We start from the raw sequence: 20808 nt of genomic DNA, 5'->3' as shown, positions 1-20808 counted from the left end.
TCAAGCCTCTTTCGTCCAATAAGAAAGAGGCTTTTTCTAGTTAACATTTACAAAATAACGCTTTTTGGGAGGTATTTATGAGTTCAATTCAAAATACTAATTATCAACCGCTAACCGAAAAAAATGCAATTTCTTTAGCCCAAAAATTAAATCTTTTTCCTGAGCAATCATTGTTAACATGTAAGGAAATTGGGGATGGAAACTTAAACCTTGTCTTTCGGGTAGTCGATGAGCGTAACAACAAAGGAATCATAATAAAGCAGGCATTACCCTATGCAAAAGTTATTGGTGAAAGCTGGCCGCTTACTTTAAAGCGTGCAACAATCGAAAGCCATGCGTTACTTACCTTTGCAAGTTATTGTCCTGAGCATATTCCAAAGGTTTACTATACCGATGACAAATTGGCAGTTACTGTGATGGAAGATTTATCTCATCTAGACATCGTGAGAAAAGGGTTCATAAATAAAAAATCATATCCATCCCTCTCAACGCATATTGGTACTTTTTTAGCAAAAACATTATTTTTTACTTCTGATTATGCTTTAGGAGCGGAAAAGAAAAAGCAACTACAAAAACAGTTTGTCAATCCTGAGCTGTGTAGAATAACAGAGGATCTCGTATTTACTAACCCTTTCTTTAATCATGACACAAACAACTATGAAAAAGAATTACAAGAAAATATTCAAGCTATGTGGAATGACTCTTTCCTAAAGCTTGAAGTCGCAAAATTAAAAAAAATATTTTTAACGCAAGCTGATGGTATTATTCATGGAGATTTGCACACGGGAAGTATAATTGCCAATGAGGAAGAGACGAAGATCATTGATACTGAATTTTCCTTCTGTGGTCCTATAGGGTTTGATATGGGTATATTTTTCGCAAACCTAATTTTACAAATTTTATCTCGAAAAGATAATGAAAGAAACTACTTATCCAATTGTATTGAAGATACTTGGGACACTTTTAACACAACCTTTGTTAAGCTATGGAAAAACCATAGCCTTGAGGCCTTTGCTGAGGTTGAAGGTTTCGTGGAGCACATATTAACACAAGCATTTGCAGACGCTGTTGGTTTTGCTGGATGTGAAATGATTCGCCGTACGATTGGCTTAGCACATGTGGAGGATTTAGATCGCATTACTCCTCATGAGAGAAAGATTCAAGTTAAGTCGACTGCTCTAGAAGTTGGTAGGACACTCATTGTAAATCGCCAAAGTCTAACACATGCTTCAGCAATTCAAGATGTTATTCAACATTCCGAAAGGAGATTTGTAAGATGAAGCAAGCCTCAACTCTTCCTTTATCGGTAGAATGGAAAGACCATTTCATCACAATTTTAGACCAACAAAAGCTACCAGTTGATACAGTTTTTATAAATTTAACTACGCTAGAAGACGTTTATCATGCTATTGCTTCGCTAAAAGTGAGAGGTGCACCAGCAATTGGCATCGTGGCAGCTTTTGGATTAGTGCTAGCTGCACAAAGCTATCATGTACATAGTCTAGTAGATTTTAGAACTAGGCTTGGCAAAGATCGTGACTATTTAGTAAGTTCACGGCCAACAGCTGTGAACCTAAGTTGGGCATTAGACCGACTCATTTATTCTATTCAACAAGCGACAACAGTTGATGAAGCGATCACAGTATTAACCGATGAGGCCATCAAAATACAACTCGAAGATGAAAGCGCCTGTCGTGAAATTGGTGAGCATGCACTTAAATTATTAGGTGCAAAGCGCCGTATTCTAACAATATGTAATGCAGGCTCTATCGCTACAGCTAGATACGGTACAGCACTTGCTCCGTTTCATCTCGGTAAGGAGCGTGGAATTGACTTTTCCGTGTTCGCGATGGAAACTCGCCCTGTTTTACAAGGGGCGAGGTTAACAACTTGGGAATTAACTCAGGTAGGAATTGATGTTACACTTATCACCGATAATATGGCTGCACATACTATATTGTCAAAAAATGTAGAAGCAATAATCGTTGGAGCAGACAGGATTGCTCGAAACGGAGATACAGCTAATAAAATAGGAACGCTAGGCTTGGCGATTCTTGCACAACACTTCAGCATCCCGTTTTACGTAGCTGCACCACAATCAACATTTGATGATTCAATAATGAACGGAATAGGCATAAAAATAGAAGAACGTCATCATGAAGAAGTTACACATATTGATGGAAAAAAAGTCGCACCGAACGGCATAAATATTTACAACCCTGCTTTTGATATTACACCTAACGAACTGATCACTGCATTCATCACCGAAAAAGGCATCAAATAAGGGGTCAGAACTCCACTGCTTTACACAGTGGAAATCTGACCCCTTTCAATTTACCAGCCTACACCAATAATTAGTGCTTCTGGATTAGGATGTTCTAGTAGCGTGCTGTAATTTCTTACATCATCATAAGCAAAGCCGTATGCTAAACCGTCAATGCTATAATCATGCCAGAATTTAGCATAGAAGTTCGCTGTATCGTTTTGATAGAAGAAATCTGAATTTCCCCAATTAACAGGGTCATACATAATACCTCTATTTAATGCGGCACAAACTTGAGCTTCCACTACTTTCTCATCTGCACTTCCTGTATCCATTGGTCCTGAACACTCAAAAACCTCAAGTGTTGATGGTTTCCTTGCAATGTTTAAATTGTAAGGACCACCGTTTTTCGAAAAGACGAAGTTATCTCCCTGAACACGACCACTAAATGTTCCTGCTTCTGCAGTAAAGGTTAATTCATTTGTTCTATAATAATCCCAAACTTCATTCACATAGTTATTAAAATAGTTTTCATATGTTCCTCCTGGCTTAAATTGACCTTTACCTGGAGCAACGATTCTATATGGTTCTTCCACTAATGATTGGAATTCCGATGGCATTTCATTTTTAAATGCACTAAATAACTGGTCACGCGTATATGTTTCACCTACGATTTTATCATACCCATCAGAACCTAGTAATCTATTCGTAATTGGGAAACTAAATTGGTCTACTCGAGTAGAGTTTCCGTGATAACCCCATTGGTCAATTGTAAACTCAATCCATTCGAAATAAATATCTTGGTTAGGATCTGTTGGATTATTTAAATCTGGACCTGCAAATCCTACTCTACCATCCGCTGCTTGATTTAACTTAATATACATTGGACTTCCTAAACTAATAAACATTCTTCCAGAGTCAATCTCTGGCATTGAAGTCCAGTCTACTTCACTCATTTTATAAAAGTAGTTTGGATAGTTTTGACCGTTTTTCGTCAAGTGACCTGGTGCATCATTGTCACTAATTTTACTTTCGATCAAATTTCCATCTTTATCTACATGACTAAGCTGTCCAGTAGCTTTATTGTATCCAAGAATAGCCCAGTAAATTTCATCATCAGAATACTCTCCACCAGTATTATTTTGTAATTGGAATGTCATCACACCATTTCCAGTAGGAATAGTTCCAGGTTCTGGTGTTGGTGTTGGCTCTGGTGTCGGAGTTGGTTCTGTTGGTTCTGTTGGCGTAACTGAGTTTTTAGTAAATTCAACCCAATTTAAGTTACCGATACCTTCAGCTGCACCTTTAAATACAAAATATACATCATGTGTACCTGTTACATTATTAATAGTGGCAGTGTTTGTAGCCCAGTTTTGCCATCCGCCAGTATTTTGAATAGCAACTGTTCCAACTAAAGTTCCAGTAACGCTATCTAACCTTACTTCAATTGATCCACCTGTTGATTGACTAGCTACTCTAGCTTCAATCCCTTTTGCACCATCGGAACCAAAATTAACATTGTTAAATGCTATATAGTCGCCGTTGTCTGTCCAACCTACATTTTTCCCACTACCTAAATCAGTAGTATCTTCTGTTTGAATACCTTGCATTGAATTGTAGTCTTCTGCTTGTATTTTCTCATAAGCATTGATGGAACTAGGATTCGTTGGTTCTGTTGGTTCTGTTGGTTCTGTTGGTTCTGGCTCTGGAGTTGGTTCTGGCTCTGGAGTTGGTTCAGAAGGTTCTGTTACCACTCCAGTTGAAGTAAGTACCATGTCATCGATACGAACAATTTTCGCAGTCCCTACCCCTTCAAAGCGTAAAAATTTCGCATTTGTCAAATTCGCTTGAAAATCAGCTAAAGGTATAGAAATTGTTTTATAAATGCTTGTTACGCTACCGTAATCAGATAATTTTAGTGAGCGATTTGTTCCATCATTTAATACGATGTTAATATAATCCTCTTCGCCACCATTTGCACCTTTTAAGGTAAGCTCCAGTGTATCATAAGCAGAAATATCTCTATTTAAGTGCTGATCAAATGATTCTGCACTTGTCCTACCATTAAAGAAGAAATACAAATTAGAATTACCTTCTAGATTGTAAGCTCCTCCATTACGTACAATTGATTCTCCCAAATCATTTGTATTCGTGTTCCACTGTGTTGAAGAGTTAAAATCGTCAATTATTAGTGGCTCAACATCTGGGTTTGGTTCAGGTGTTGGTTGTGGTTCCGGCTCTGGAGTTGGTTCTGGCACTGGCTCTGGTGTCGGCTCCGGAGTTGGTTCTGGCGCTGGCTCTGACGTTGATCCATGCGTACTATTATATTCTGGTGTGTTATACGCAGGAGTCCCATTGTTATATGTGAATGAATAACTAATAACGTCTCCCGATTTCAAACCATCCACTTCATGTGTGAAAGTAGCTCCTGATTTATTCATTCTTACGTTTTGTTGAATACCAGAGTTAATTTTGTAATGAACATCTACCCAGCTTGTATTCACAAAAGACGTAAATGTAATTTGAGATTTTGTTGAGGTTATTGTGTTAACATCATGTTCATAATCAGCTGCTGCTGCAATATTATTATTAAAAAATGGTGATATTATTAATGTTAGTGCCATTATCACCGTAAGCACTTTTTTAAACATATCGTTACCTCCGTACAATTATTAATAATAGTTAGTTTACTAGATTTGTTGATATGAAGTTTTGTACAGTAACCTCCTTCCACTCATATATTACGTAGCCTTTGTCATTTTAGTGGGGGTCAAAAATAAAAAAACCTAGCGTTTTATTTTTTACGCTAGGTAGCATAGTTTTAATACTATGAGACTCGATTAGAATTTATTCCAAGTTGTAACTTCATCAAGTGGTAAACGAGATTTTGCAAAGCCTACTTGTTTGGCCTTACCAACAGAAATTAACATAACAGGAGAGAAGTTTTCTGGAACATTGAATTCTTTGATAAATTGATCAGGGTTAAAACCTCCCATTGGTACTGTATCAAGGCCTTTTGCCTTTGCTGCAAGCATTAATTGCATAGATACGATACCACCATCAATCATCGTTACTCTCGTTGCATCTTCATACGATAGATTTCCATAATGACCATTAATTTGATCTACATAGAATTTTTTAATTTCTTCTGTCATCGCACCTTTGGTTACTAACTCACCATATATTCTTTCTGCGTTTTTATATGCTTCTAGGTCTCCAAGCACTGCTATAACAACTGATGCATCAACAATTTGTTGTTGATTATTTGCAATAGGTAGTAATTGCTCTTTTGATTCTTGATCTTGAATAACAAGAAATCTCCAAGGTTGTAAGTTACTTGAAGAAGGAGCCAAAATTGCAGTCTCTAAAATTTCATTAATATCACTTTCACTCATATTATATTCTGGATCATAATGACGAATTGAACTTCTTTCTTGTGCAACTGTGAAGAAATTTTGGTCAGTTAGTTCCTTCGGTTTTTCACCACTCATTTTTATTTCTTTAATTTTATTTAAATATTCTTCACTTGCATTTCTACTTTGTGCCATTATTAAATCTCCTTTTATTTAAACTGTATTTATTTCTATTACAGTATAATGTTCTAACTGTAATTTTGTCAAGTACAGTTTGATGAAAAATCTAGAATACTATTTCAAATGTCTGACTCCCCTTCTATAGGAACGAATTCACCTATATTAGGTGTAAAGATAACATTTTATTTTGATTTCTCAAAAAAATCTATGTAAGAAACAATATAGTAACATAACTAGCCCACTATAAAAGATGTCAACCAAGTCCTCCAAATATATGGTACAAACAACGATAAAATGTAATACTGGAGTGACCAGAGGTATTAACATAGCAGGTAAACTTCCTAATGTACATCTTCGAAATCATGTATAAAGGAGGACTGCGTGTTTGGTAGGAATCACCCCCCCCCTCTCTATCACACTCTTTAAACCCTTCCATGTGAGTACATTTTTTATTTTCTTCCCCTACTTTAGTTATATGAGCTTGTATAATTTCTTCTGTAGTTAATGTTCCTTTGTAATATCTATATACTTTATAATAGGATGAAAGTGAGCAAGTGTGGTTCGCTAACGCTCCAACAGAATGGGCAACTGGTAAATCAGTATGGTCTAAACGAGATCTTACTCTAGAAGCGAGGGCTAAATTTTATCAAAGCATTTTTGTATATAGACCAATACTCAAGAAGGAAATACCTTAGGGGCTTATAATAAACTTCTATGTTAGTTACACATTAACTAAATAACAAGGGGTAATTTAATGAAACGATTATTTATTACATTCATACAAATCGCGGTACTAATTGGGTGTAGTACTAACCCCCATGACAATATTGATACGTTCAGAATTGCAGAATCATATTATGCAGGTGGGGGCTCTGAGGATTTAAGTACTGCTCACTTTCAATATTATATAACTGTTTATTACAAAGAAGGCATGAACGTTGATATTAATAGCATTGAACCGGTATTAGACGAATGGATAGAGAGTAATGTGATAAATAAGAGTATTAATAATATTACTGACAATAAAGATGGAAATTTCATAAAAGTAGTTGGTAAAGTGACATTAGATACATGGGGATTTAACAAAGAAACCGCTCCCAAAATAGAAAGAGATGAGAAACCAATTCAAGGGATATCTTTCCAACTGGACAATGGGGAAAAATATAAAGTGACTGGATTTGGAGAATCTACAAGTGTAGATCAATTACCTGAAGAAATTCAAGAGTAGATTTAACTTTACTCTCTCTTATTTGCTTACACAGCAACCTATAATACATTCAAGTCTAAAAGTTCTCTGAGTATGTCTTAAAAAGCAATACGTTACAGTATCATTCTTTACATTCATTATTCTAATGAGTTTTTTCTACTCGTAGATTGATAGTAAAGTTATTAATTTTAAAAGCTTAAACACTAAACCCTGTCTTGGTTTAGACGGTACAAGCGTTTTTGATTCTTGTTAGGAGAAACTCCTTATTGTTCAATAACGGGAGAACATATCTTGTAAATTACTAACCTATACATCATACTTTCATTTTAAATAGTTTTTAGTTATTCTTCAATAAGCTTTGGTTCCGAAGCATATACAGAATATGTTGGTCCATTATAGACACTTGGCCAAATTACAACAGTTACACCATCATTAGTTGAAAACGGTTGACCAGTTGTTACTGAGAGAAACTGCCAACCAGTTGTAACGTCAACCTTTACACCGGATGATTCTGTATTATTACGATTTAGAAATTGTATTTGAAGTAAGTTAGTTAGAATGGACCACCTAATACTCGCCATAATTAGTCGTAGAGATTTATAGGGTTAGATATGACGACGTTGTAAATGTCCGAAGTAAATAAAAATAGGTAAAACCCTGTTTTCATCTTTTGTTCTCAGGGTTTCACCTATTTTAGTGATCCGGTAATCAAAACTACTAAAGTTAAAGCTATGATCCAAAAAAGCCAACCTTTTAACACTGGCTTTTTTATGTTGTAACTCAACATTGTCACCTCATTTAGCGATTCTACCTCGGTTAGATTTCATCTTTCTTTTATTAAGTGCTAATTGCATTTTTGATAAATCCTGTTGGATTCTATCTAAAAGATATTCTGCTTTTCTAATTTCGTCGATAGATTTGTGTGCTCTATTATTAAGTATTTCATCTGAATAAGCAAGCGCTTTCAAAAGTTCTCCGGATAATTTTTCATATTGTTTTACATCTTTCAATATAAATCCTCTCCTATCTCTTCCGTTACCCTTCTATGCCTTGAAAGAGTAGTAAAACGTTACCTTCTTGTAACGTTTTACTATTGAAAAGATATTTTATATAAGCACATGAGGGGAAATTTGGATATTTATTTAATTTTACCAAAATAATAAAAAGTACGCTTTTAGCATGAGAGGCGATTTAGGAAGATAATATACTAGTTTTCTTTAATATACTATGTATTTCTTTATTTTATATAAATATATTTATAATGAAGTAAATTTAGTTTTATTATTTTAGAATTTGGTGGGGCAATAGTTATATCTTGACTTATCTTTTTTACCTTTGATTGCGTTAATGTTTAATGTTGTTTTTCGGATGAATGATAGCGCAACCTTAACTATCAAGGTTTCCAATCATTTTCATCATAATGCAAACCACAAATATCGCTAAAAACAGTTTGTGTCTCAACATTTACGTTTCACAGAACCTTATCTTTAATATCCTTACACCTTTTACAAAACCCTTTTCTATTCTAATCTCTTGACCTTTTTTATAATCCGGATACCCAATTAGCGTAATTGGATCCTCCTCCTCAATGGATTCATTATAATCGTAACCCTTGGACAAATCTATTTCTTTTACACTTAATATTGCAATGTCTTTTTCAATATCATAACAGTCTATTTTTGCCCAGAGTTGAATATCATGATCAGTAGGTTTATAAAAGGCTATATAATATTCTTTTGCAAATTTAAGTTTAAACTCTAGAACATCAATATCCTCACGTATAACGTGAGCATTTGTAACTAACCCTACGCCCTTTAATAAAAACCCGCTCCCTTGACCATATATGAATTCTCCCAAGTTGTCATCATCTTCAATATAATACTCCGTACTAGGGTTATCGATAATAAATGTATTAATTTCATGAAATTGCCTCAGGGTTAATGGTAAGCCGATAGGCTGTATAGAATGTTTTTGTGCTATACTAGTAAACCTCCTTGCAAGTTTTATGTAAACTTGGTCGTGTTTTCCTTTCACATGGCCCACATGAGAAATCATCCCTTTTACAACCAGAAACATGTTTGGTTTCTCACTCTTCTTCCTTTGACGAAAAGGGTATTTAGATACAAAAATTTCATCTGCTCTATCAATATTGTTTATATTTTTTTCTATACAATTTAAAATCGATCTTATTCTCCTAATATACTTTCTATTAATATTAAGCTTCTCATTAACTACTACTCCAGTCACAGTTTGATTTTGTCGAGAATTATGTAACCTTGTTTTATTATGGTTAATTTTAAACCCCCATTTTTCTACAATACTAATAATTCTTTCACCAAGTTTTACATTTCCATCATTATCTAAAAATGCAATCTCTTTAGGGAAGTTTTTTTTATTAGTGGAGAATGTAATGTCATCTGCATAACGAGTATATTGACTACCTTTTGTGTTAAGAGCAATTTTTGTAAGATCCTTATCTAAACTTTTCGCAAGTATGTTAGATACAATTGGAGAAGTTGCTGCGCCTTGAGGTAAGAATCCATTTGGATGACAGCAGATATTAGCTAAAATAGTTGCTATATTATCATTGAATTTGAAATACGCCAAAAACATGTGCCTAACTCTACGAAACTTTATACTATCAAAAAAATTATCCAGATCAAAATTTAATACAAATTTTTTATTTATATGCTGTGCTGCATTTGTAACAATACTTCGATCTTGTACAAATCCGTGGGATCGTTTGTGAGGTTTGAAATTTAGAGATAAGACATAGGCTAGTTTTTTTTGGAGAATTGCAAGGTTTGCTCTAGGTGAATAAATGGTACGTAACGTCCCATTCTTTTTTTTGAGGTTAAACTTTTTATAATTTTTGTGTTTATCTCTTATTAGTATCTCCCATAAAAACTCAACAGGAATTTCCAGAAGAATTGCTACATCTTCAAATGTAGATAATGTTTTGAACCTAGTAATTATATCAGAAGGCTTACTTTTCAGTTCAAAATCTATTTGGTTAGTTATAGTAATCTACCCCTTGTTTATAAAAACTAGACAAGCAAGGGCAAATTCTACCGTTCTATTTCCTAAATCGGAAAACACACAATAGTGAAATACCACGAAAAACAGTGCGCGAGTATGATGATACTTTAATAAACCGGGTGGCGATTTCACCACCGTAAAGTCAATTGATTCCTTGCTTGTCTTTATTATAAAATCACAATTTTTTTTCATAAGAAAATAGGATGGGTTTTATAGGTAAAGTCCTTTCCTCTGAAAAAATAAAAACTGTGTGAACTTGATTGCTATTTTAATAATGTAATAAACATTATTAAAATAGTAATGATAAAATGTAGCTTTTATTGTAAATTACATTTTTCGGATCTAAATAGGAAAAGGGCTAGAATCAGCCCCTATTATCGACTATTTTAAGGTAGGAAAAATAACTTCTCTGCTTTTTTAAAGAGGAACTACAGAGAAGTTAAAAATGGTAATACCTGTTACTATTAATATATGAAATATTATAAAAAGAGTATGGTGATATTCCATATGCAATTAAAAAGTTCCAATTCTTCTTTTCTGAAGAACTGGAACTAATCGACTCAATTAATCATTTTGTTTCATTATAATAAAAATTGATCTTGATCAATTATTTGTGTGTTGGGACTGCCAAGTATAGAAATGAATTCTCTATTTCCAATTGATATTCCTATATCCCCACCCTGTTCTATTAATACTACCATCATACACATACAACATACCATAGTCATTACATAAAAATAAGTGTCCATATGGCTTTTCTCTCCTAAAAAGTAATTATTATATATTATGTATTATATTAATGACCTTGATATACTTCTTGGACTAGCATCCATACATCTTGCCCTTTTTCTGTTATTTAGAGAAATTATGCTTAATACATGAATTATTCGAGTGAATTTCTATTGTGTTTCATAACTACTTTCCAAGTAACAAACTTCTAAATAACACTTTGTCACTTCCACCCCTAAAGGGAGAGCTGATAACTTACTGAAACAGTGGGTTTCTCGAGTGATTGTTAAACAAGGATACAGAAAATCACCAAATTATTTTGGCTTTTTCTAATTCATCCAGATTTATTTGATTTTTTTGCATGGGGCTAGGACATATTGTGTTATGTTTACTAATTTTCTCGTTAATGACTATGACATCCTGTTCTGTTTTACAAGAATGTACTAATTGAGAGATTTCTTTTTGTAATTTTAACCAAGGAGGTAGATATCTTGCATCCTTTGCTATTTTTTGAAACCGTTGATATGTGTCCATTTCTAAATACTCTTTAGATATTGGTTTACCTTTCCCCTTATAGTTATCTTTTTCCCCAGCTTCTTTTAAAATATCTCCTATTAAATCATTATATTTTCTTTCCATATGATTCCTCCATTTTTTTACTTAATCAATAACTACCTTCTCATTCCCACTAAAATATTTTGGTTTAGATGACATTTATATTGTCATAAAGAGAACTAATGCAAGCGATGTCCCAACCAGAGAAAATGTAATACATACGAATTGTAAAGAGAAATTAAATGGTTATGGCATTAGTTAGATCTCAATGGTGGACATAATATCACTTTTGTTTAATTACCTCTAAAGCTTTTTCTATATATTCATCTTTACCTTCTTTAATCCCATTTATCGTACGTTCTAATGGAATAGTTGGCTGAATTCCAACTAAATGATGCTTAGAGTTATCATGTTTTAGTACCTTCATCCCAGTCCACCTAAATGATATATTACCTGGGATAGATAATTGTATAAAATTACCATTAGCACCAGCTGTTGATTGACCAATGATCTCACCTAGATTGTAATACTCAACAATACTCATAATTGACTCTGCATAGCTAATAGCACTACCGTCGGTAAGAAAAACGATCTCTCCATTAAATCTAGGTTCTAACGGCTCATAGTACCCTCGTCCCTCTTCGTTATATCCTGCCACCATTTCTCTATCAGGATATATGTATTGCGGTATCATCCATTTCTGAGATTCAATTGGTTGAGCTGTAATATGTTGAAGAATTGGTACAGCAGCTGAATCTGGATACCCTCTCAGATCAAAAACAATTCCTTTGGCCTTAGCTAACTCATCAACTTTCGGGTTGATTTCCTCTAGTGTAAGATTATCCATATTAACGTAAAAGATACCTTTCTCAAGCTCTGTTATGCCTTGAGTCCTAATATATTTATCTACCATAACATTAGAATACTCTTCCTGTAATTGAACGATATTACCATTTCTATTAACCTCGATAGTAGCAGTACTGCCTCCTTCTCCTTCCCATAAAATTTCCTGTAGGGCAAGTTCCCTCTTCCAACGAGTTGAACCAGAAATTAATGACTCTTGTTCCACTAGTAAATCCATTAAGTCCCTATTATTTATAGAAATAACAATATCTCCTACTTGTAATTCACTTTCATTCGAAACATTACTAACAATAAACTGATTTTCTAACAAGTCTATAGCAAATGGTAGAGAAGAATAATTTGTACCATTCTTAAACACAATGGCATGTCCATCTTGAAGCTTTTCTAACATTAACTTTAATTCCATCACTAAATCTTCAGTATTATTTATACTGAGGGTTTTCATAAGCGTTTTTTCAAGTTGTTGATTCCAATCTACCTCTATGACATCAAAGTAAGGGTAAAAATGTTGTATAGCATTCCAAGTAGCAACTACTACTGCTAACTTGGTATCTCTAAATGAGTAATTAAAATCTATTAGTTTCCCTTCCAATTCTGAGAATTCTATCAAACTACTCCTTGTAGTTCCAACTGTTTTTTTGTTGTCCGCTAATAACACTAGAGGAAAAATGCATTGTAAGTTTGAAGATAAGGATTTTGTAATCGTTGATCCATAAGTAAGTTCTTTATTAAATACTAATAATTGCTCTGAATAATTTGCGTAAAAACGTTCAGAAGAATATCCTTCCCAAACTCCTGTTTCTAAGCCCATATGTCCCCATGCTACCGTCTCTAATTGTTCCTTATTATCAGGAACTTCTGGTAATATGACATTAGCTTTCTCGGAATTCTCAAATATAATTAAAGTAGGGGCAATCGGTGTAAATAGTTCTAACAATGCCCCTTTTAATTCTTTATCATTTCTTGCACTTTTCACTTCATTAACACCGTAAACAGCAAAATTATTCCAATCAATTTGAGCAGCCTCATCACTCGGGTGAAAATATTGAATGTATCCGAATAACTTCGTAAAAGCAGTAATATTTTCTATCATTCTTTCATTCGAAATTGGTTCAGGGGCAGCAGTCTCATTACTGTTAATAGCTTTACTACTAATAGTAGATTCGTCATTTATTGAGTGGTAGATAAAATACCCACCCACGAAAAACGTAATTGCAATAGACATAACGATAATTTTTTTTATTTTACTCATAATATCACCTCTAAATTGTTTCGAATCTTAAAAAACAAATTGAACTTTCTCTTATTCTTAAAAATTATATTTATTTCTTATAATGTAATATAATACCATATAAATCTATAGTTAATAAGACATTATTTGAGATCCATAAGAAAGTACTATTGCAGTTTTACCAATATAGAGAATGATAGTTAGCGAATTTAGTTTTTTTTGCACATCGCCTTTTACAAACAAACTGTAACCTTATCAAATATTAATAGATAACCACTTAGAAACCACAATGTCCATTAAGTTTATTAGGCAAATGAACCTAAATGTAGCTGCCGAATTATCTAATAAAATGGATACTTTATTATGAGTACTTTAGCTAATAAACTTTCTGTAATTCACCTTGGCAATTGATGTAAAAAATGTTATACTTAAATCCATTATTGTTGTTCCTATTATAATCGTTGAAGAAAATATGATATATATGCTTTTCACCTTAAAGTAATAGTTTTGAGCAAGAATAGTAATACAAAGTGGAAGTATCCACGCAGGAGGAAACAAAATGGCACAAGGTAAAGTAAAATGGTTTAACGCAGACAAAGGTTTTGGCTTTATTGAAGTTGAAGGTGGAGACGATGTATTCGTTCACTTCTCAGCTATTCAAGGTGAAGGTTTCAAATCACTTGAGGAAGGTCAAGAAGTTTCATTCGATATTGAAGAAGGAAACCGTGGCCCTCAAGCAGCAAACGTTCAAAAATTTTAATTAAACATAACACCGTTCATGAAAATGGACGGTTTTTTATATTAAAATAAACAAAAAAGGCTGCTTCAACAGTCATCTAATATTTTCATCTACAGTAAACATAAATCCACCACTAATTATTATTAATTTTCAAACTATTCGTAAACTTATCGGCAACTTGTTAACATTATCCACGAAATAAAAACACCCTCAAATAGGGTGCTTGAATATGTATTATTTATAAGACCTCTTGCTAACCATATCTATTAAATAATGGATAAGAGCAATTAAATATGATAGCAATAATATAATTATTATGCTAAATGTGACATTAATTTCCCCAAGTATGGATACAAAAATAAAAAACAGCACAACACTACTAAAAATTGATGCAAAGAATATCGCGATGTATCCTGACATATATGAGCTCCTTTCTAAGAACGGTATGTATATTACTACTGAAAACAAACTTGATTATTAATGCTTCCTTCAGGATCTTATAAAGAGCCCAACTCATACTTCGAGTTGCGCTGTTGAGACATAGCTTCAATTAGTCGTTTTGAACACTCTAGACCATTTGTTAATTTTGATGATCTAGATACTTTCGTGTATACATCATTATCTATATTTAAATTGATGACACTTTGATCACTAAGAAAAGGGAAAGCCTATCAATCTCGAACTTATAAAGCAAAAAATTACTGACCTAGCATATTATTTCAAAAAGGAAGGGAATTTTTTGTCATGCTTAATATTCTAGAAAATGTATTGATAATTTCTTATGAATGATTCCATGACTTTTACTTTTATAGCTGGTCTTTTCTGTAAGTACTATTAGTTATTTATTATCTTCTAAGAATCTTTTAAGTATTTTGTTATAAACTATTGGTTCTTCTATATTTACTGTATGTCCTGCATAAGGAACTAATCCAACTTTAATTTCGTTATTCTGTTTTTTTATAAAAGTAGCTGCCTCTACTTCGTGCAATTCATTACTTCCATTAAGTATTAACAGAGGAACTCTTATACTCTTGATCTCTTCTTGAGTAGCAACTGGATAATTAAATGTCATCTGATAGTTAACCTTTTTCAATGTATCCTTCCACTTATCCCCGTGTAAGGACAAAAAGTATTTTGCCATGTTTTTATCGTTATCCTCAATATTTAAGAAAAACTCATATTGTTTCTCCATAACACTTTTTAACTTTTCAGGAATATACGGGGTAAAACCTGTAAGAACAATACCTTTTACTAGCTCTGGCTCTCTAAAGGCAATATGTATAGCTAAAGAAGCTCCTAAAGACAACCCGACCAGAAATCCTTCTCCTTCGTTCTTGATATGAGAAATAACGTAATTTAGAGCTTCCTTAAAATAGTTATCCGAAGCCTCAATTGGTGAGTTTCCGTGTCCAGGTAAATCAATTAAGATAACTTCATAATCATCCCCTAAACTAGAAACTTGATTAGAGAAATGAGTTTCTCCTGTACCCATCAATCCGTGTAAAAAATAAACTCTATTTATTTCAATCTCCTCCTCTTTTTCTCACAAGATAACATTAATATATTATCCCATTTATTAATTCTACTGCTTAAAACTGTTTATTCGAAATCACTCTAATTTGGTCAACCCCCAAAATAACAAAGTACCCATCTTTTATTATTGAATCGCGCTCAATAGCCAAAAATAAAATTCGTGATACATTGTAATATAATCATCAGTTAAAGCATCTGTTAGTTGAACGATTAGTATACACAAGCAGATTGAATAATGCCCAAACTAATTTACACATAAAACATTTTTATGAATGATATAAAGAAAGTATGTAAGCGTAAGTAAAATAAATTCCAGGAAATAAGTAATTTTATATTTGATTTCCTTTCTGTAGATTATATTCTTCATCGAATAATTGCAGAGCAATTGTCTGATGGAATTGAAGTCACTAAATCATACACAATGGATGCAACACAAGGTCAATTATTAACTGCTACACAATTATCCGAATATTTGGGTATAAGCTATGAACAAGTAACTCAGTTATTCCCAGATTCAAATGGTAAAAGCGAAATACCTTATTTAAAAATTAAGGGTGAGCTCTTCTTCCCTAAAGCAGCCATTGATAAATGGTTACAAGAAATTAAAGCAACCTCTATTAATAGATGAGCCCAATAAAATGTGGGCTTTTATTTTTTCATAAAATACTTCTTTTATTCTGTTTGCAGAGAAAGAACTCTCACTGTGAAATAAATGCGATAGCAATTGGATTTGCTACAGGCACAGTTGCGATTACAGAATGTGTCTTTACATCAATAACCGAGACAGTTCCCTCTGTAGCATTTCCAACATAAGCCACTTTTCCATCAAGAGCAAATTCAACAAAACGTGAACCGTTACCTACCTGAACTGTTGCAATCAAAGAATGTGTTTTGACATCAATGACTGCTACTGCATTTCCATTTGTTATATATACTAATTTCCCATCTGGAGAAAATACTGGTCTATCAAACGGACTATTTCCTATTTGAAGAGAACCAGTAATAGCATTTGTTTTTGTATCTAGTACAAAAATGTTATTGAAGTCTGTGACATAAGCTGTTTTTCCATTTGGTGTAATATCTAAAAAACGTGGTCTTTCTGATAAAATAACAGTTGCTATAATAGAAAACGTTTCACCATTAACGACTACCAAGTTGGGCGAATCTCTATTAAGGACATAGGCAAGTTTGCCCCCATCAGTAAATTTTATATCTATAGGAACAATTCCAGTAGTTATTGTGGCTATTAATGTATGGGTTTTTGTGTCTAATACCGACACTGTTCCATCTTCACTATTTATTACATAAACACGTTTTCCAATCGCAAATATACTCTTACGGCCACTATCACTTACTGTCACGGTTGCAATAACTGAATGTGTCTTCGTATCAATTACAAAAACGGAGGTAGGCGGATTCGTAACGTAGACAAACTCACCATCTGGTGTAATCGTAATATCATCCGAACTAATTCCAGTTGCAATATTAGCTATTACTTGTGCTGTCTTTGTATCTATAACGAATACTCCACTACCTGTGGTAAGTACATAAGCTGATTTTCCATCTTGTGTAATGATAATACCTCTCGGATTCGTACCAACGTCGGCGGTTGCAATTACGGAATGAGTCTTCGTATCAATGACAGTAACAGTTCCAACTCCGGGTCCGTTCACAACGTAAGCCAGTACCATAGTACCGACCTCCTTACACTCGTTTATAACAGTGTATGTATCATACCACTCATAAATGTTTTCACGGTAAAAGTCTTGTTTTTTCTTAAATCTATAAACATATTTCCTTAAGATTAATATTTATCCTATTACCCTTGCTATCCTCTACCCACTCACCAGAGTATGTACAATTCCTCATTACCTTTATTAATCTGTCCAGAGATTCAAACGTTGCTGCATGAGGGATACCTCTATATTGTTCAGGTGTATTCCAATCTGTTGGAACCCAGCATAATTTATACACTATAACTCCTCCTAATAATGACTTACTTTATCAAAGCATATCTATAATAAAACATTGCTTTTATTGTAAATAGGTCTCCTTCCTCAGTAACTTTTCAGTGTATTAAAACAACAAAACTTTGCTTTAGTAACTAACTAATGTTTTATTACTCTACAAAGTTCAAAACAAATTTCTGGTGTGCTATTATTTATGTTATTTATCCTAATTTCCTTTATATTCTCAAAGCTTAGTGATACACTTCCGTCACTAGGTAGAATAAAAGGATTAATTGATAAACCTGTCACTGTGATAAATGTAATTATTAAATCACCATCAGTTGTCTCATACTCAATTCCTAACATGCCCCGTTCACCTTTTTCAGAAACAGATTTAAATATGGAAAATTCGGTATTAGCAGGTATTGATATAAACCCGTCAGGGGCTGTTTGTAAGCAGATAACTTCTTTATCTAAAATAATACAAATCTCATGAGCAATATCTGCGTCAACACCTCCTAAATTTTTGACTTTTATCTCCTTAATATCTTCAAAACTAAGTGTTACTGAATTCAAAGGTAATATAATAAACGTATCGGGTATGTTTGATTCAGTTAAAAGTGATACTTCGATCATATTACCTCCAGATCTGTCACCTTCCACAGTAATCATACCTGCTTCCCCTTTATCTGTGACGGATGTATATAACGTACGCTCATCCCCGCCTGAGATGTTATTTGTACGATATGCTGGGCTACCATTTTCTCCTTGTAAACACAATAGGTTATTATCTAAAATAGCACAAATCTCATATTCTATAGATGCAATAGAATTGCCAAGATTACTAACTAAAACTTCCTTTACATTCTCAAAGCTAAACGTTCTTGCGGTTTTTTGAGGAATTAAAATTGGATCACTTGAAACTCCTGAAGATGAGACAAATGTAACCTCTATATTATTACTGTTTCCATTTAAGTTCTCGATGCTTATTAGTCCGTTTCTTCCTCTACCTTGTATGGATTTGTAAATAGTAACCTCAGGCTCTATAGGAATGTCGTTCCTCAAACTAGGTTCATTTTGGAAACAAACAGATTCATTATCTAATTTAATACAGATTGAATGACGTACAGGGACTACTATATCACCGGTGTTTTGAACAAATATGTCTCTTATGTTCTCAAAACACAGTGAATTAATTGAATTATTTTTAATACATTGAGGCTCACTTTTTGCTCCTGATGGATATATAAATATTGCTTGTATATCCACGTCACCACGATTTTCTATAAGTACTAACCCTGACCTTCCTATCCCAGAAACTGATCGATAGATATTGACCTCAAATCCTGCTGGTATTTCTTGAGTGTTTATATCGACATCAATACCTGTGAATTGACATAGCAAATTCTTTTTAATATCTATTTCCTTAATAACTTCAACTACTTTCTTTTTGTTACAGCAGTTTGAAGACCTTACGATATGTTTAGACACATTAACCCTCTCCTAGAAGCTGATACATTATGGTATGTAGCTTATGCCATTGTGGTATAGGGTAATGTAAATATTGATTTTATAATTATTATAACCCTAGAATATTTCTCTTTAAATATTAAATAAATTCTTAGTCACTTATCTCCTAGTGTTGGTCATTGTTTAGTGTAAATAATCTCAAAATAAAGAATGATTTATTCCAGCATTCAATTTCCCTATAAAACACCACTTTTATTGCAACTATCCAGCAATAAATTACAGTCGATTTATATAGAAATTACCTTTTACATTCTTTGATACCTTTAATCCATAATTATTTAAACTATCGATATCTGTCACATTTGGTGTACAATATAAGGAATTGAACTGTTTGTGGAGATGATTATAATAGATGAAAAAAATATACGTTGTTACGGTATTGTTGATTCTTGTAATTGGATACTCAGTGTATTATATCGATAGTAGATATCAAGTTGAAAATACTCACGAATCAATTGAGTCCAGTTTAAAAGACTGGTTAAATAGAAGTCAAAAACGTCAATCAAATCCTACTCCTATAAAGAACCCTACACTTATAGAGAAATTTAAATTAGATGATACATCAACTCATATTGGGTTATTTCAATTAGAAAACGATAACATTGGTTATGTTCGATTAATTGAAGGGTTAAATGGTAAATTAAAAATAACTAGTGCAGGACACGGCACTAACGATATCAAATATCGAGATATAGAAACTAATAAGGGATTATATGCAATTTTGATCGGAAAGAACCCAGAGAAAAAAATTGATAATATTTTAGTTAACATCATGTTTGAAAATTACAATTTTAATGTTGATGTATCAACCGAGGAACTCTTTGTTAGGTATCATAAATTTACTGAAACATTAGATACTCCTTTTCCTGCTGAATATTCATTGTTCGATAAGAACAATGAAATAATTGAATAAAGTGTGTTGATCTTCAACTTGTTTTTATTTCTGTTTATGCTATATCCTCTAATGGTTTAATGTTCAGCCATCCAGCAATAAAACTGAATGGCTGTTATAGTAGTTTTCAAGACTTTACATATGACTAGTTAAAATGTGACTCATTAAAAGGTGTATTTTCTCATCAACCGTTAATCTATTCCATGATTTAGGATTGATTTTCATACTATACGACCTCCTTTACTTTTTCTTCATTTACAAGCATAGTTACATACTTCTTGGCATCTGTTAGCTTATCGGTTGTTTTCATTGAATGGATTTCTTTGTCACCTTTAAATATGCGGAAACAACCCCACCTTGTAGTTATCCAATAGTCTTCATATAAGTAAACACGATTTTTTTCTTTTCTTCCCATCAATTCAAATTCTTTAGTTTCAGCTTTGAAATCAATATCCACCTCAGTATTTTTCATTCTGTTATATGTTTCTCGTTTTTGATCATTTGTAATTTCCCTTTTATATTTATTTATAGTTCCTTCTAATTCTTCAGGTAAAATCACTAAGTCCCTCAACAATTTATCTTGCCTGCTCATTGCCTTATCATATTTACTTTTATTTATACCTGCCCTACCAGTTACAACCCAACTTGGATTATTCCCTTTATGTTGTAAGTAAGAAACGTAAGTGTTATAGTATTTCTTTTTGAATCATTGGTGACAATATCTTTTTCTCAACATTGAGGTTC

At 33.1% G+C, this 20808-nt stretch carries 19 protein-coding genes; 6 read left to right on the top strand and 13 right to left on the bottom strand.

The window, feature by feature from the left end:
• Positions 1–77 precede the first annotated feature (77 nt).
• Positions 78–1280: an S-methyl-5-thioribose kinase gene (gene mtnK / locus V1503_RS20275; protein WP_410628939.1), complete on the top strand. Its 1203-nt coding sequence runs from the start codon at positions 78–80 to the stop codon at positions 1278–1280.
• Positions 1277–2284, top strand: a complete 1008-nt coding sequence (gene mtnA, locus V1503_RS20270; protein ID WP_410628938.1) for an S-methyl-5-thioribose-1-phosphate isomerase — start codon at positions 1277–1279, stop codon at positions 2282–2284. Before mtnK ends, mtnA begins: the two co-directional genes overlap by 4 nt.
• A gap of 50 nt (positions 2285–2334) precedes the next feature.
• Here mtnA and V1503_RS20265 read toward each other — a convergent pair whose 3' ends face one another.
• Positions 2335–4914, bottom strand: coding sequence for a beta-1,3-glucanase family protein (locus V1503_RS20265; RefSeq protein ID WP_410628937.1), 2580 nt, complete (start codon positions 4912–4914; stop codon positions 2335–2337).
• Between the two features lie 189 nt (positions 4915–5103).
• Positions 5104–5811 carry a nitroreductase family protein gene (locus V1503_RS20260; protein WP_410628936.1) on the bottom strand — a complete coding sequence of 236 codons (708 nt, stop codon included), beginning with the start codon at positions 5809–5811 and terminating at the stop codon, positions 5104–5106.
• 739 nt (positions 5812–6550) lie between these two features.
• Between V1503_RS20260 and V1503_RS20255 the strand changes: the two genes are divergently transcribed.
• Complete coding sequence (locus V1503_RS20255) at positions 6551–7024, top strand: putative periplasmic lipoprotein (protein WP_410628935.1); 474 nt, start codon at positions 6551–6553, stop codon at positions 7022–7024.
• Positions 7025–7344: 320 nt separating this feature from the next.
• Here the strand turns inward: V1503_RS20255 and V1503_RS20250 are convergent, their stop codons facing one another.
• The 6 genes from V1503_RS20250 to V1503_RS20225 all read right to left on the bottom strand — a co-directional run bounded on the left by V1503_RS20250 (position 7345) and on the right by V1503_RS20225 (position 13442).
• Complete coding sequence (locus V1503_RS20250; RefSeq protein ID WP_410628934.1) at positions 7345–7584, bottom strand: hypothetical protein; 240 nt, start codon at positions 7582–7584, stop codon at positions 7345–7347.
• Between the two features lie 213 nt (positions 7585–7797).
• The gene (locus tag V1503_RS20245) at positions 7798–8013 is read right to left on the bottom strand and encodes a hypothetical protein (RefSeq protein WP_410628933.1); all 216 of its coding nucleotides are present in this window, start codon (positions 8011–8013) and stop codon (positions 7798–7800) included.
• A 454-nt stretch (positions 8014–8467) separates the two neighbouring features.
• A complete protein-coding gene (locus V1503_RS20240) occupies positions 8468–9892 on the bottom strand; it encodes a reverse transcriptase domain-containing protein (RefSeq protein WP_410629479.1) in 1425 nt (474 codons plus the stop codon).
• A gap of 731 nt (positions 9893–10623) precedes the next feature.
• Positions 10624–10791, bottom strand: a complete 168-nt coding sequence (locus tag V1503_RS20235) for a hypothetical protein (RefSeq protein ID WP_410628932.1) — start codon at positions 10789–10791, stop codon at positions 10624–10626.
• Between the two features lie 286 nt (positions 10792–11077).
• Positions 11078–11410: a DnaJ family domain-containing protein gene (locus V1503_RS20230; protein WP_410628931.1), complete on the bottom strand. Its 333-nt coding sequence runs from the start codon at positions 11408–11410 to the stop codon at positions 11078–11080.
• Positions 11411–11609: 199 nt separating this feature from the next.
• Positions 11610–13442 carry a S41 family peptidase gene (locus V1503_RS20225; protein ID WP_410628930.1) on the bottom strand — a complete coding sequence of 611 codons (1833 nt, stop codon included), beginning with the start codon at positions 13440–13442 and terminating at the stop codon, positions 11610–11612.
• A 538-nt stretch (positions 13443–13980) separates the two neighbouring features.
• On the opposite strand from V1503_RS20225, the gene cspD reads away from it, so the two are divergent.
• Positions 13981–14181 carry a cold-shock protein CspD gene (gene cspD / locus V1503_RS20220; protein ID WP_410628929.1) on the top strand — a complete coding sequence of 67 codons (201 nt, stop codon included), beginning with the start codon at positions 13981–13983 and terminating at the stop codon, positions 14179–14181.
• Between the two features lie 817 nt (positions 14182–14998).
• Here cspD and V1503_RS20215 read toward each other — a convergent pair.
• Entirely contained in the window at positions 14999–15682 is a 684-nt protein-coding gene (locus V1503_RS20215; protein ID WP_410629478.1) for an alpha/beta fold hydrolase, read from the bottom strand.
• A 396-nt stretch (positions 15683–16078) separates the two neighbouring features.
• On the opposite strand from V1503_RS20215, the gene V1503_RS20210 reads away from it, so the two are divergent.
• Positions 16079–16321 carry a helix-turn-helix domain-containing protein gene (locus tag V1503_RS20210; protein ID WP_410628928.1) on the top strand — a complete coding sequence of 81 codons (243 nt, stop codon included), beginning with the start codon at positions 16079–16081 and terminating at the stop codon, positions 16319–16321.
• A gap of 70 nt (positions 16322–16391) precedes the next feature.
• Here V1503_RS20210 and V1503_RS20205 read toward each other — a convergent pair whose 3' ends face one another.
• The 3 genes from V1503_RS20205 to V1503_RS20195 form a co-directional block, all read right to left on the bottom strand.
• Entirely contained in the window at positions 16392–17384 is a 993-nt protein-coding gene (locus V1503_RS20205; RefSeq protein ID WP_410628927.1) for a cytochrome D1 domain-containing protein, read from the bottom strand.
• A gap of 91 nt (positions 17385–17475) precedes the next feature.
• Entirely contained in the window at positions 17476–17667 is a 192-nt protein-coding gene (locus tag V1503_RS20200) for a hypothetical protein (protein WP_410628926.1), read from the bottom strand.
• A 134-nt stretch (positions 17668–17801) separates the two neighbouring features.
• Complete coding sequence (locus tag V1503_RS20195; RefSeq protein WP_410628925.1) at positions 17802–19133, bottom strand: hypothetical protein; 1332 nt, start codon at positions 19131–19133, stop codon at positions 17802–17804.
• Positions 19134–19524: 391 nt separating this feature from the next.
• On the opposite strand from V1503_RS20195, the gene V1503_RS20190 reads away from it, so the two are divergent.
• On the top strand, positions 19525–20085 hold the full coding sequence (locus V1503_RS20190; RefSeq protein ID WP_410628924.1) for a hypothetical protein: 561 nt from the start codon (positions 19525–19527) through the stop codon (positions 20083–20085).
• A 205-nt stretch (positions 20086–20290) separates the two neighbouring features.
• Here V1503_RS20190 and V1503_RS20185 read toward each other — a convergent pair whose 3' ends face one another.
• Positions 20291–20623, bottom strand: a complete 333-nt coding sequence (locus V1503_RS20185) for a hypothetical protein (protein ID WP_410628923.1) — start codon at positions 20621–20623, stop codon at positions 20291–20293.
• Positions 20624–20808: the final 185 nt, after the last annotated feature.

The organism is Nanhaiella sioensis, assembly GCF_046557775.1.
Taxonomy (GTDB): domain Bacteria; phylum Bacillota; class Bacilli; order Bacillales; family SM2101; genus Nanhaiella; species Nanhaiella sioensis.
The sequence above is the reverse complement of the archived record's forward strand: the minus strand, read 5'-3'. Positions and strand labels throughout refer to the sequence as shown.

Bases quoted from the DNA above. Each gene is read 5' to 3' on its own strand.
- V1503_RS20265 (WP_410628937.1), bottom strand. From the start codon at position 4,914: ATGTTTAAAAAAGTGCTTACGGTGATAATGGCACTAACATTAATAATA.
- mtnK (WP_410628939.1), top strand. From the start codon at position 78: ATGAGTTCAATTCAAAATACTAATTATCAACCGCTAACCGAAAAAAAT.
- V1503_RS20225 (WP_410628930.1), bottom strand. From the start codon at position 13,442: ATGAGTAAAATAAAAAAAATTATCGTTATGTCTATTGCAATTACGTTT.
- mtnA (WP_410628938.1), top strand. From the start codon at position 1,277: ATGAAGCAAGCCTCAACTCTTCCTTTATCGGTAGAATGGAAAGACCAT.
- cspD (WP_410628929.1), top strand. From the start codon at position 13,981: ATGGCACAAGGTAAAGTAAAATGGTTTAACGCAGACAAAGGTTTTGGC.
- V1503_RS20205 (WP_410628927.1), bottom strand. From the start codon at position 17,384: ATGGTACTGGCTTACGTTGTGAACGGACCCGGAGTTGGAACTGTTACT.
- V1503_RS20235 (WP_410628932.1), bottom strand. From the start codon at position 10,791: ATGGACACTTATTTTTATGTAATGACTATGGTATGTTGTATGTGTATG.
- V1503_RS20230 (WP_410628931.1), bottom strand. From the start codon at position 11,410: ATGGAAAGAAAATATAATGATTTAATAGGAGATATTTTAAAAGAAGCT.
- V1503_RS20190 (WP_410628924.1), top strand. From the start codon at position 19,525: ATGAAAAAAATATACGTTGTTACGGTATTGTTGATTCTTGTAATTGGA.
- V1503_RS20255 (WP_410628935.1), top strand. From the start codon at position 6,551: ATGAAACGATTATTTATTACATTCATACAAATCGCGGTACTAATTGGG.
- V1503_RS20250 (WP_410628934.1), bottom strand. From the start codon at position 7,584: ATGGCGAGTATTAGGTGGTCCATTCTAACTAACTTACTTCAAATACAA.
- V1503_RS20260 (WP_410628936.1), bottom strand. From the start codon at position 5,811: ATGGCACAAAGTAGAAATGCAAGTGAAGAATATTTAAATAAAATTAAA.